Genomic DNA, 11,327 nt, shown 5'->3' with positions numbered 1-11,327 from the left:
GGACGTGGAGCAGCGTCACCGCGACCGCCCGGCCGAGTGGACGGAGGTGTCCGGCCGGGAATCGGCCGGTGGCGGGTCACCCGCTCTCGCGCTCCACGAGGGTCGCGCCCATCAGCTGTCTGGTCAGGGGTTCCGCCGCGGGGTCGTGGACGACCCGGTCGACCAGTCCGGCGAGTTCCTGACCGGAGGGCAGTTCGGTGCGCACCGTGGAGAGTCGGGGGCGCAGCAGCCGTCCGAGCATCAGGTCGTCGGCGCCCACCATGCCCGTGTCGTGCGGCACCTGGACGCCTTCGTCCTGGAGCGCCCGCATCAGCAGCATCGCGTACTCGTCGTTGTAGGCGAAGGCGCCGTCCAGTCCGAGGTCTCGCCATCGGGCGGCGAGTCGGGCGGCGGACGCCTCGTCGTAGCGCAGCGGTACGTCGACCACCTCGGTTCCGGATCCCTCCGCACTCTCACGGACGCCGTCGGCGCGGGGCCGTGAGAACACTTCGAGTCCCTTCTCCTCGGGGATGACCACGCCGATGCGACGGCGTCCGCGTGCGACGAGGTGCTGGCCCGCGGTGCGGCCCACCGCGTGTTGGTCCATCAGCAGGGCGTGGGCCCCGGTCACCTGGTGGGGTCCCAGGGTGATGACTGCTCGGGCTCCGGATCTCTTGAGGAGGGACACGCTGCGCGGTCCCAGGTCGTGGGCTCCAGGGGCGAGGACGGCGACGGGCCGTAACTCCGCCCAGGCCCGGGCCGCTTCCTCACCGGTCAGTCCGACCCGTCCGTACTGGACGACGGTGTAGTCCAACCGGCCCAGGGCCCACTGGAGTTCGCCGAGGAACCGGCTGTAGAGGGGGCCGACCGAAACGGCCGGGGTCGGCATCAGGACCATCCGGCTGTGGCCCGCCCGCAGGCTGCGGGCGGCTGCGTGCGGAACGTATCCGAGTTCCTTGGCGGCTGCGTGCACGCGGCGCCGGGTGGGCTCGCTGATCCGTACGGCACTGGTGTTGTTGAGGACGTAGGAGACGGTCGCCCGCGAGACCCCTGCGAGCCGGGCCACATCGGCGCTGGTGGGCACCGCGCGGGTGAGGGGGCGCGGGGAGGAGCGGGACTGGGCGGGCACGGTATTGCGTACGGGCCTCGCGGAGTGGGATTCCTGGGAGCGCGGGGCACGCCGCGGTACGGGCTCCCGCTCGGCTGACTCATCGGTAACGCGCATGACGGGCTGCTCGGGTATCTGCACCATGACGCTCCGCATCCTTCCATGGGACCAGGCGGCATTTTCGGCCTACCTGGAACCGGCCAACTCCTGTCTATTCCAAGGTCGTTGCCTGGGGAGCGGGGCCACGGGGACGTCATCGGCACCGTTCGCGGCGGGGTGGTGTCACCCGTCCGGGGGCTCCATCCGGCGGGGCGGGCACGTCCCCCCTACGGTGGCCCACATGACCGCTTCCCCCGAGGGCGACGCCCTCAGCACGCCGGGCCGCGCCGGGCCGCACGCCACCTCCGAGGTCGCCCCGCACTCCGTTCGGGAGGTCCGCACCGAGTACGCGCCCGCCCACGACGGTGATCCGGATCCGGGTGAGATCGTGTGGACCTGGGTGCCGTTCGAGGAGGGCGACGGCCGCGGCAAGGACCGTCCGGTGCTCATCGTCGCCCGTGAGGCCAGCGGCACGCTGTTGGCCGTTCCCCTGTCGAGCAAGCGGCACGACGACCGGGAGTGGCTGCCGATCGGCAGCGGCTCCTGGGACCGCGAGGGGCGTGACTCGTGGGTGGACTCCGACCGGGTGTTGCGGGTCCACGAGGACGGCATGCGCCGGGAGGCGTGTGCCCTGGACCGCGCCCGGTTCGACGGGGTCGCCGCGCGACTGCGCGACCGGTACGGGTGGTCCTGAGGGCCCGGGCGGGCTGTCGTCCCGGGTCCGGGAACCGGTGTCGGCGGACTGGTGGGTAGTCGGCCCGGTTCCCGTGGGGGGTGGCGGACGGCCCGGGGTGTGTATCACCCGATCGGTACAAAAGGGGCCTTGAGGGGTCCGATGATGATCGTAGAAATCGGGCACCTTCCGTAGACACGTGTACAGCGCCGAGCCCCGGTGCACCTGCCCCCTGCGGGGCGCACACCCTTGTGGGGGCCGGGTCGGGCTTGCGCCGGCACGGAGGCGAGCACCGCGACCGGGCGCGCGGGCGCCCCGGGTGCGCGGTCGGGCGTCGAGGGCGGTCCGGACGACGGTCCGATGCGCCGATCCGCGGGTCGGACCGGCCGGCCACCTCGCGCCCGATCGGGGCCGGCGCCCACCGCTCCCCTCGGCCACCGGTCGCCGCGCGCCCCCGGCGCGACCGCCCCCGGCGCTGCCCGCCGGTCCGCCTGAGTCGCGGGTGCGGTGCCCCTCCCCCATGCTGGTGCCCAGCACCCGTGCCGGGTGCGACTCGGGCGAGCGCCCGTGCCGTACGGCCGAAACACCTGGCTTCCGTACGATTTCGGCGATGCACGGGCACTCTTGTGCGGGCGGCGCCGACCGTCTTGGGTGGACGGGCAGGACCGACCGGGCCGTCCCCGGCCCCGGTCGGTCCCAGGATCTCCACCCGAGGATCTGGAGGGTCCCGACAATGACCGAAGGAGACTGTACGCAGTCCGTCGCACTGGTCTCGGACGCGGACGTCGAGGCGCTGGTCCGAGGCATCTGCTTCAAGACCGGACCACCTCGCACCATCGGCGTCGAGCTCGAATGGCTGGTCCGCCCGGCCGACCGACCGCACGAACGCGTACCGCGCGCCCGCCTGGACGAGGCCTACACCGCGCTGCGGACGCTGCCCCTGAACTCGGCGCTCACCGTCGAGCCGGGCGGCCAACTGGAACTGAGTTCCGCACCCGCCGCCTCACTGATGGAGTGCGTGACGGCGGTGTCCGCGGACCTCGCGGCGGTACGCACCGCACTCCGCCCCCTGCGACTCGCCCTGGCGGGCATCGGCACCGACCCGTGGCGGGAGCCGGTCCGCTGGCTACGGGCCCCCCGGTACGCAGCCATGGAGACGTACCTGGACCGCGCGGGACCCGCCGGACGCGTCATGATGTGCTCCTCGGCGTCGGTGCAGGTGTGCCTGGACGCCGGGTTCGAGGAACCCGGGCCCCTGGGGCTGGGGCGCCGTTGGCGGCTCGCCCATCTGCTCGGTCCGGTGCTGGTCGCCGCCTTCGCGAACTCACCGTTGACCGAGGCGCGTCTGACGGGCTGGCGCTCCACCCGGCAGGCCCTGTGGGCGGACATCGAACCCGGCCGCTCCGCAGCCCCGCCGCTGGACGAGGACCCGCGGGTCGGCTGGGCCCGTCGGGTGCTGGACGCCCCCGTGATGTGCGTGCGCACCGAGGGCGGGCCCTGGTTGGTGCCCGAGGGCGTGACGTTCCGCGACTGGATACGGGGCGCGCTCCCCCGCCCGCCGACCCGCGACGACCTCGACTACCACATCAGCACCCTGTTCCCGCCGGTGCGACCGCGCGGTCACCTGGAACTGCGGATGATCGATGCCCAGACCGGGGACGACGGGTGGATGGTGCCGCTGGCGGTGACGACCGCCCTCTTCGACGATCCCGAGGCCACGGAGACTGCCTACCGGTGTGTGAAGTCCCTGGCGGAGCGCGCCCAGGGCGCCCCGGCACCCGGCAGTGAACTGTGGCTGACCGCCGCCCGGGCCGGGCTCACCGACCAGGAGTTGCGGGAGGCTGCCGTCATCTGCTTCGACGCCGCGCTGGCCGCGCTGCCCCGCATCGGCGCATCGGCACGCGTCGAGGCCGCCGTGGCCGCGTACGCGGACCGTTACGTGTTCCAGGGGCGGAGCCCCGCCGACGACCTGATCGAGGGCTTCGTCCAGCACGGGAAGGACCTGACCGCATGACCGAGTCCACCGCCCCCGCGGGCGACCCCGGCGTACTGCGGGACCGTGCGCGGACCGCGCTGCTCACCGCCCGTGACCGGACCTCCCTGCTGACCGACTGCGTGCAGGAAGGCGAGCTGACCGCGCAGGTCTCGCCCTTGATGTCGCCCCTGGTGTGGGACCTCGCGCACATCGGCAACCAGGAGGAGCAGTGGTTGCTGCGGGCCGTGGCGGGACGGGCCGCGATGCGCCCGGAGATCGACCCGCTGTACGACGCGTTCGAGCATCCGCGCGCCGAGCGGCCCGCGTTGCCGTTGCTGCCGCCCGCCGAGGCCCGCGCCTACGCCGCCGAGGTGCGCGGCCGGGCCCTGGACGTCCTGGACTCCGCCCCGCTGCACGGGTCCCCGCTCACCGACGCGGGTTTCGCCTTCGGGATGATCGCTCAGCACGAGCAGCAGCACGACGAGACGATGCTCATCACCCATCAGTTGCGCACCGGCCCCGTCGTGCTGACGGCGCCGGACCCGGAGCCGGCGGCCCGGTTCACGGGGCCGGCGGAGGTGCTGGTGCCGGGTGGTCCGTTCACCATGGGAACGTCCGCGGAACCGTGGGCCCTGGACAACGAACGTCCGGCGCACCACCGGCTGGTTCCGGCGTTCTTCCTGGACACGACGCCCGTGACGAACGGGGCCTACCAGGTGTTCATCGAGGACGGCGGCTACGAGGACCCGCGGTGGTGGGAGCCCCGCGGCTGGGACCACGTCCGTTCGCGGGGGATCAGCGCCCCGCTGTTCTGGCGTCGTGAGGGCGGGACGTGGCTGCGTCGCCGGTTCGGTGCCACCGAGCCGGTGGTGGCCGAGGAGCCGGTGGTGCACGTCGGCTGGTTCGAGGCGGACGCCTACGCGCGCTGGGCGGGACGGCGGTTGCCGACCGAGACGGAGTGGGAGAAGGCGGCCCGTTTCGACCCGGCGACGGGTCGGTCCACCCGCTATCCGTGGGGGGACGCCGATCCGGGGCCCGAGCACGCCAACCTCGGTCAGCGGCACCTGCGGCCGGCGCCCGCGGGAAGCTATCCGGCCGGGGAGTCCCCGCTGGGGATACGGCAGTTGATCGGCGACGTGTGGGAGTGGACGTCCAGCGGTTTCCTGCCGTACCCGGGGTTCACCGCGTTTCCCTACCGCGAGTACTCGGAGGTGTTCTTCGGGGGCGACTACAAGGTGCTGCGGGGCGGCTCGTTCGCCGTGGACGCGGTGGCCTGCCGGGGCACGTTCCGCAACTGGGACCATCCGATCCGACGACAGATCTTCTCGGGGTTCCGCACCGCCCGGGACGTGAAGCCGGCCGACGAGGCGTTCCAGGAGGCGATCTGATGTGCCGTCACATCGCCTATCTGGGCGCTGAGGTGCCGCTGGGTTCGGTGCTGAGGACGCCGCCGAGCGCGTTGTACCACCAGTCCTGGGCGCCCCGTCACCAGCGGTACGGCACGGTCAACGCGGACGGCTTCGGGGTGGGATGGTACGCGGACGGCGATCCGGTGCCGGCCCGGTACCGACGGCCCGGGCCGATCTGGGCCGACCTGTCGTTCGCGGACCTGGCCCGGGTGGTGCGCACCCGGGCGCTGCTGGCCGCGGTCCGGGACGCGACCGTTCCGGACCCCGACGGGGAGGCTGCGGCGGCCCCCTTCGCCTCGGGCCCCTGGCTGTTCAGCCACAACGGCGCGGTGACCGGCTGGCCCGATGCGCTGGCCCCGCTCGCCGCCGACCTGCCGCCCGCCGACCTGTTGTCGCTGGCGGCCCGGTGTGACGCGGCGCTGGTCTGGGCACTGGTGCTGCGCCGGTTGACCGACGGGGACCCACCGGGACAGGCGCTCGCCGACACCGTCACGGACGTCGCCCGGGCGGCCCCCGGCTCGCGGTTGAACCTGCTGCTCACCGACGGGGACTCCATCGCCGCGACCACCTGGGGCGATTCCCTGTACGTCCGGTCCGATCCCGACGCCGGTACGGTCGTGGCCTCGGAACCCTACGACGACGATCCGCGCTGGCGGCGGGTGCCCGACCGCACCCTGGTGACCGCCACGCCCGCCGAAGTCCAGCTGACCCCGCTCAAGGAGCCCGTCGCGTGAGCCCGTTCCGCGTCACCCGCACCCTTCCCGAGGACACCACCGGAGCGGCTCTGCGCGCCGATGTGCTGTCCGGTCTGACCAGCAGCCCGAAGACCCTGCCGCCGAAGTGGTTCTACGACGCCCGGGGCAGTGAGCTGTTCGACCGGATCACTACGCTCCCGGAGTACTACCCGACGCGCGCCGAGCGGGAGATCCTGCTCGACCGCGCTCCCGAGGTCGCCGCGGCGACCGGCGCCCGGACCCTGGTCGAGCTGGGTTCGGGGTCGTCGGACAAGACCCGTCACCTCTTGGACGCGCTCGTGGACTTGCGGGCCTACGTTCCGGTGGACGTCAGCGGGAGCGCGCTCGAACAGGCGGGTGCGGCGCTGCTCGCCGAACGGCCCGAGCTTTCGGTGCACGCGCTGATCGCCGACTTCACCGGGACGTTCGCCCTGCCGGACGCTCCCGGGCCGCGGCTGATCGCTTTCCTCGGCGGCACGATCGGCAATCTGCTGCCCGAGGAGCGTGCCGCGTTCCTCGGTGTGGTGCGCGCGCTCATGGCGCCCGGCGACGCCTTGCTGTTGGGCACCGATCTGGTCAAGGACGAGGAGACGCTCGTCGCCGCCTACGACGACGCGGCGGGGGTCACGGCCGCGTTCAACAAGAACGTCCTCACCGTGATCAACCGTGAGCTGGGCGGCGACTTCGACCCGGACGACTTCGCGCACGTGGCCGTGTGGGACGCCGAGCGGGAGTGGATCGAGATGCGGCTGAGGGCCCGTACCGGTGTGACGGTGAAGATCCCGGCGGTGGGCCTCGCCGTGGACTTCGCCGCCGGTGAGGAGCTGCGCACGGAGGTCTCCGCGAAGTTCCGCGAGGACGGGGTGCGGGCGGAGCTGGCCGCCGCGGGACTGGAACGCACCCACTGGTGGACGGACCGGGCCGGGCGGTTCGCGCTCTCGCTGAGCACCGTGCGCTGACCCGTGGACCCGGCTGCTGCCGGTCACCCGTGGGTGACGGGCAGCGGCCGGGCTCGTCCCGGGTCGGTCAGGAGAGGGCGCGGGTGATCTGCATCGACGCCTTCTTCGCCTCGTTCGCCGGGTTGCCCCCGGTGAGCACGGCCGACATGTACGTCTTGATGGGGTTGTTCAACTCGACGCTCGCCCAGTTGGGCGAGTTGGGCGTGGCCCGGCCGCGGACGGCGCCCTCGGCCATGGCGGCGACGCCGGGGTCGCCCGCGACGACCCGGGCCAGGGTGGTCTTGTTGGGCACGTAGTCCATCGTGCGGGCGAGGTCCGTCTGCCACTTCTCGCCGGCGAGGGCCTCGATGAGGGCGACGGCCGCCCGGCGGTCCTTGGTGCGCTCGGGGACGACGAGGACGGAGCCACCGGTGAAGACGGCGCACTTCCGGCTCGCGGTCTTGCCCGGAATGGTGAAGTAGCCGAGCTTGTCCGCCATGTCGGCGTTCGCCTGCTCGATGGCACGGGCCTGGCCGGGCACCGCGACGATCTGTGCGATGTTGCCCCGGGCGAACTCCTTCGACTGCGGCGGGTGCTCCTCGTCGGCCCGCTTGGGGCCCTTGCCGAGGGCCTGCAGCTCGGCGTAGAAGTCCATGGCGCGCAGCGCGGCGGGGGAATCGAGCGCGCCTTCCCAGCGGCCGGAGCTGTCCGTGGCGAGGTCGCCGCCCTCGTCCCAGACGAAGCCGGAGAACGCGTACCAGTCCTGGCCCGCGAGGTAGATCCCCTGGACGTTCCCGCTGTTGAGGGTCCGGGTGATGTCGAGCCACTCGTCGCGGGTCTCGGGGACCTTCTTGATGCCCGCGTCGTCCCAGAGTTCCTTGTTGTAGATGACGACCCGGTTCGCCGCGTACCACGGAATGCCGTACTGGCGGTTGTTGAAGCGGCCGGGCTCGGCGAGGCCGGGCAGCCAGTCGTCCATGCCGAGGTCGCGGGCCGACTCCAGGGTCAGTTCGAGCAGTCCGCCCTTGTCGACGTACTGGGCGACATGGGTGTTGCCGACCTCGATGACGTCCGGGGCGGGCGCCTTGCCCTGGAGGACGTCGGTGACCTTCTCGCCGATGCCGGTCCAGGGCTGGATCTGGACGTCCAGCTCGATGTCACCGTGTTCGTCCCCGAACCACTTGGTGAACCGCTCGATGAAGTCGTCGGAGGCGCTGTCCTTCATCAACCACAAGGTCAACTTGCGGTCGCCGGAACCCTGGCCTGGCAAGGCGCCGCACCCGGTGGCGAGTGCGGCGGTGGAGCCCAGGGCTAGTGAGAGGACGGTCCGGCGGCGGGGCATCACGTGGGTCGCTTTCTTCCAACAGCAAGGGGAACTTGAACCCGAGTGTGGGGGAAGAGCGTCAGGCTCAATACGGGTGGGCTCGAAGTCTGGTATGCGTCAAGACGCAGGTCAAGAGGCTGAGTGAGGTCTGTGAGTTTACCGTGAAGGGTGACGCCACCATGAGGCGGAGGAGGAGATCGAGCATGTCCGACCACACGTACCGCGTCACCGAGATCGTCGGCACCTCACCCGAGAGTCTGGACCAAGCGATCCGCAACGGCATCGGCCGGGCCTCGCGCACCCTGCGGAACCTGGACTGGTTCGAGGTCACGCAGGTCCGGGGCCAGATCCAGGACGGTGAGGTGCAGCACTTCCAGGTGGGGCTGAAAGTCGGATTCCGCATCGAAGAGTGATCACGGGCTGCTCGGCGGGACCTCCGACGCCTCCCGGACGGCACCAGGTGCGTCCCGACGGGCCCGCGGGGAGCGGCCGGGAATGAGGGAAGTCTCACGTCCGTACAACCGTTCGCAGACCCCCCGACAGGAGCCCGGGCGGGCCGTCAGGTGCGTCCGGTGCGGCCCTGCGCGGCCGTCAGGGTCGCCGAGGGGGCGCCCCAGTCGGCGTGGACGACCCGGACGCCGGCCCGTCGGGCGTCGGCGCAGACGAGCGGGTCGTCGTCGACGAGCATCCGGATGCGGCGGGTGGCGGAGAGCTTCCTCAGCACGGCCAGCTTGGTGCGGCGGGCGGGCCGGCGGTCGCCGTTGCGGCGCATCAGCAGCCGCCCTGCCGGCAGCCCCTGCGCGGCGATCCAGTCGAGGGTGTCCCGGCGGCACCGTTCGGGACGTCCGGTCAGGTAGAGCACCTCGCAGGTGGCGGCGGTGCGCAGGACCAACGCCACGCCCTCGGTCAGCGGCGGATCGTCCGGGGCCGCCGCGAAGAAGGCGTCCCAGTCGGGCGGGTTCCGCTCCAGGAAGCGCTGTCGGTGTCCGGTGTCCGCGAGCGTGCCGTCGAGGTCGAAGACGGCCAGGGGCTTGGGGTTCTGGGGCATGCGCCCAGCCTAGGCACCACCCCGTCGCAGCACCGGGGGCGAACGCGGGTCAGGTCATCAGGCTGGCCGCGATCTCACGGGCCCATCGCAGCGGTTCGGCACGGCGCTCGCGGACGGCGGTGACCGTGGCCCCGTCCATCAGCAGGACGAACCGCCCGGCCAGGGCCGCGGGTTCCGACTGCCCGGCGTCGGCGAGCAGTTCGGCGAAGAAGTCCGTGACGGCCCGTTTGTGGGCGACGGCGAGCCGGTGCACCGGGCCGCCCGCGTCCGCGCACTCGATCATGGCGTTGATGAAGGCGCAGCCGCGGAACTCGCCCCGTTCGACATCCGCCGCGAGCACGTCGAAGACGGCCAGCGGGTCTCGCCCCCGGGCGTCGACCCCCTCGGCCAGCCAGCGCCGCCAGCGACGGTCGCGCTCCGCGAGGACGGCCACGACCAGCTCGCCCTTGCTCGCGAAGTGCCGGTAGAAGGAAGCCCGTCCGACGCCCGATGCGACCAGCAGCCGTTCCACTCCGACGGCCCGGACGCCCTCGGCGAGGAAGAGCGCGTCCGCGGTGTCCACGAGCCGCCTGCGTGCATGGGTGGCCATGGCTTCACGGTAGTCGCACTTGACGCCAGACGGAACCGATCAGTACCGTCATTTTCCTTGAACGGTACTGATCGGTTCCGTTCTGGAGGGGGGACACCGTGCCGACCGCGCCCTCAGGTCCGCCGCGCCCGGCTCGGCACCCGCGGTCGTCCGCCCCATCGGTGCACCACCTACGACGGGACGCCCATGGACAGTGACCTCCACGACGACGCCCGGCCCCCGACGCCGGCCCCGGTGAAAACGAGTGCGGTGGACGCGCCGCCCCCGCCGCAGGGGGCACGGGGCAGCGTTCTCGTCCTGGGTTTCGCCACCTTCGCCATCGGCACCGACGAGTTCGTCCTCGCCGGCGTCCTCCCCGAGCTCGGGCGGGACCTCGACGTCTCGGTCACCACCGCCGGCCAGGTGGTGACCGTCTTCGCCCTGACCTGTGCGGTGCTCGCGCCCGTTCTGGCGACCTTGACCGCCCGCCGCGCCCGACGGGCGATCCTGTTGGTGGCGATCGCCGTGTACCTGGTGGGGAACGTGGCCACCGCCCTGGCCCCCACCTTCGCGACGGTCCTGGCGGCGCAGATGGTGGCGGCGGCCGGTGCCGGGCTCTTCGTACCGACCGCCGCCGTCACGGCCGCCTCGCTGGTCGCCCCCGAGCGGCGCGGTCGTGCCATCGCGGCGGTGACCACGGGCTTCACCGCCGCCACCGCGCTCGGTGCCCCGATCGGCACCGCGCTGGGCGGCTGGCTGGGCTGGCGGTCCACGATGTGGTTCGTGGCGGCGCTGGCCGTGCTGGGCCTGGTCGGGGTCCGGCTGTGGGTGCCGGCCCGGGTGGCGGCCCCGGCACCGGAGGGCCTGCGGGAGCGGCTCGCCCCGCTGCGCGACCGTCGGGTGCTGGCCATCCTGGCGACCACCCTGGCCGGGTTCACCGCCGTGTACCTCCCGTACACCTACATCGCGGTCGTCTTCGAGCCCGCCACCGGCGGCAGCGGCGACCGGCTGGCCGTGCTGATGTTCACGCTCGGGGTCATCGGCACCCTCGGCAACCTCGCCGCGGGGGCGCTCGCCGACCGGATCGGCGGACGCGCGGTGGTGGCGCTCGCCCTGCTGTGGATGGCCGGCAGCCTGCTTCTGATCCCGCTCGCCACGGGCACGTTCACGGCCGCGCTGCCGATGATCGTCGTCTACGGGATCGGCGCGTTCGCCATCACCTCACCGCAGCAGCACCGGTTGATCACCCTCGACCCGGGGGCCGCGTCCGTGCTGGTCTCGCTGAACGCCGCCGTCCTGTACCTGGCGATCTCGTTGTCCGGGGCCGTCGGCGCGGTCGGCATCGGTTGGGCGGGAGCCCACGCGGTGCCCCTGATCGCGGCCGGACTGGCGGTCGTCGCCCTGCTGTTCTCCGAGTGGGGACACCGACTGTCCCGCACGGCCCTCCCCCGCTGACGACCGATCCGCACGCA

General features: G+C 72.6%; 11 protein-coding genes and 1 pseudogene. 7 read left to right on the top strand and 5 right to left on the bottom strand.

Annotation, left to right across the window (positions count from 1 at the left end; all coding sequences use genetic code 11):
- Window positions 1-76: 76 nt before the first annotated feature.
- The gene (locus tag ACFWIA_RS32585) at window positions 77-1,108 is read right to left on the bottom strand and encodes a LacI family DNA-binding transcriptional regulator (RefSeq protein WP_387010865.1); all 1,032 of its coding nucleotides are present in this window, start codon (window positions 1,106-1,108) and stop codon (window positions 77-79) included.
- A gap of 319 nt (window positions 1,109-1,427) precedes the next feature.
- Between ACFWIA_RS32585 and ACFWIA_RS32580 the strand changes: the two genes are divergently transcribed.
- Window positions 1,428-1,880, top strand: a complete 453-nt coding sequence (locus tag ACFWIA_RS32580; protein WP_387010864.1) for a type II toxin-antitoxin system PemK/MazF family toxin — start codon at window positions 1,428-1,430, stop codon at window positions 1,878-1,880.
- Window positions 1,881-1,982: 102 nt separating this feature from the next.
- On the opposite strand, the pseudogene ACFWIA_RS32575 reads toward ACFWIA_RS32580, so the two are convergent.
- Window positions 1,983-2,381: pseudogene (locus ACFWIA_RS32575) on the bottom strand (poly(ADP-ribose) glycohydrolase domain-containing protein); the annotation flags it as partial.
- Window positions 2,382-2,592: 211 nt separating this feature from the next.
- Here ACFWIA_RS32575 and egtA point away from each other — a divergent pair.
- From egtA to egtD, 4 genes are read left to right on the top strand one after another with little or no spacing between them, the layout of a single operon-like run.
- Complete coding sequence (gene egtA / locus ACFWIA_RS32570) at window positions 2,593-3,873, top strand: ergothioneine biosynthesis glutamate--cysteine ligase EgtA (protein ID WP_387010863.1); 1,281 nt, start codon at window positions 2,593-2,595, stop codon at window positions 3,871-3,873.
- Complete coding sequence (gene egtB / locus ACFWIA_RS32565) at window positions 3,870-5,222, top strand: ergothioneine biosynthesis protein EgtB (protein ID WP_387010862.1); 1,353 nt, start codon at window positions 3,870-3,872, stop codon at window positions 5,220-5,222. The genes egtA and egtB overlap by 4 nt, the downstream gene beginning before the upstream one ends.
- A complete protein-coding gene (gene egtC, locus ACFWIA_RS32560; protein ID WP_387010861.1) occupies window positions 5,222-5,977 on the top strand; it encodes an ergothioneine biosynthesis protein EgtC in 756 nt (251 codons plus the stop codon). The genes egtB and egtC overlap by 1 nt, the downstream gene beginning before the upstream one ends.
- Window positions 5,974-6,936, top strand: a complete 963-nt coding sequence (gene egtD, locus ACFWIA_RS32555) for an L-histidine N(alpha)-methyltransferase (RefSeq protein ID WP_387010860.1) — start codon at window positions 5,974-5,976, stop codon at window positions 6,934-6,936. Before egtC ends, egtD begins: the two co-directional genes overlap by 4 nt.
- 67 nt (window positions 6,937-7,003) lie before the next feature.
- Here the strand turns inward: egtD and ACFWIA_RS32550 are convergent, their stop codons facing one another.
- Window positions 7,004-8,257 carry an extracellular solute-binding protein gene (locus ACFWIA_RS32550; protein ID WP_387010859.1) on the bottom strand — a complete coding sequence of 418 codons (1,254 nt, stop codon included), beginning with the start codon at window positions 8,255-8,257 and terminating at the stop codon, window positions 7,004-7,006.
- Between the two features lie 185 nt (window positions 8,258-8,442).
- On the opposite strand from ACFWIA_RS32550, the gene ACFWIA_RS32545 reads away from it, so the two are divergent.
- Window positions 8,443-8,652 carry a dodecin gene (locus ACFWIA_RS32545; RefSeq protein WP_385492724.1) on the top strand — a complete coding sequence of 70 codons (210 nt, stop codon included), beginning with the start codon at window positions 8,443-8,445 and terminating at the stop codon, window positions 8,650-8,652.
- Between the two features lie 146 nt (window positions 8,653-8,798).
- On the opposite strand, the gene ACFWIA_RS32540 is transcribed toward ACFWIA_RS32545, so the two are convergent.
- Both ACFWIA_RS32540 and ACFWIA_RS32535 read right to left on the bottom strand, forming a co-directional pair.
- Window positions 8,799-9,287: a hypothetical protein gene (locus ACFWIA_RS32540; RefSeq protein WP_387010858.1), complete on the bottom strand. Its 489-nt coding sequence runs from the start codon at window positions 9,285-9,287 to the stop codon at window positions 8,799-8,801.
- Window positions 9,288-9,336: 49 nt separating this feature from the next.
- Window positions 9,337-9,876 (bottom strand): TetR/AcrR family transcriptional regulator, encoded by a 540-nt coding sequence (locus ACFWIA_RS32535; RefSeq protein WP_387010857.1) that lies wholly within the window; start codon window positions 9,874-9,876, stop codon window positions 9,337-9,339.
- A 186-nt stretch (window positions 9,877-10,062) separates the two neighbouring features.
- On the opposite strand from ACFWIA_RS32535, the gene ACFWIA_RS32530 reads away from it, so the two are divergent.
- Entirely contained in the window at window positions 10,063-11,310 is a 1,248-nt protein-coding gene (locus ACFWIA_RS32530; RefSeq protein WP_387010856.1) for an MFS transporter, read from the top strand.
- Window positions 11,311-11,327 lie beyond the last annotated feature (17 nt).

The sequence above is a fragment of the Streptomyces sp. NPDC127068 genome, assembly GCF_042724695.1.
Taxonomy (GTDB): Bacteria; Actinomycetota; Actinomycetes; order Streptomycetales; family Streptomycetaceae; genus Streptomyces.
This window is presented reverse-complemented; position numbering and strand designations above follow the sequence as displayed.

Bases quoted from the DNA above. Each gene is read 5' to 3' on its own strand.
- ACFWIA_RS32580 (WP_387010864.1), top strand. From the start codon at position 1,428: ATGACCGCTTCCCCCGAGGGCGACGCCCTCAGCACGCCGGGCCGCGCC.
- egtA (WP_387010863.1), top strand. From the start codon at position 2,593: ATGACCGAAGGAGACTGTACGCAGTCCGTCGCACTGGTCTCGGACGCG.
- egtB (WP_387010862.1), top strand. From the start codon at position 3,870: ATGACCGAGTCCACCGCCCCCGCGGGCGACCCCGGCGTACTGCGGGAC.
- egtC (WP_387010861.1), top strand. From the start codon at position 5,222: ATGTGCCGTCACATCGCCTATCTGGGCGCTGAGGTGCCGCTGGGTTCG.
- ACFWIA_RS32550 (WP_387010859.1), bottom strand. From the start codon at position 8,257: ATGCCCCGCCGCCGGACCGTCCTCTCACTAGCCCTGGGCTCCACCGCC.
- ACFWIA_RS32545 (WP_385492724.1), top strand. From the start codon at position 8,443: ATGTCCGACCACACGTACCGCGTCACCGAGATCGTCGGCACCTCACCC.
- ACFWIA_RS32540 (WP_387010858.1), bottom strand. From the start codon at position 9,287: ATGCCCCAGAACCCCAAGCCCCTGGCCGTCTTCGACCTCGACGGCACG.
- ACFWIA_RS32535 (WP_387010857.1), bottom strand. From the start codon at position 9,876: ATGGCCACCCATGCACGCAGGCGGCTCGTGGACACCGCGGACGCGCTC.
- ACFWIA_RS32530 (WP_387010856.1), top strand. From the start codon at position 10,063: ATGGACAGTGACCTCCACGACGACGCCCGGCCCCCGACGCCGGCCCCG.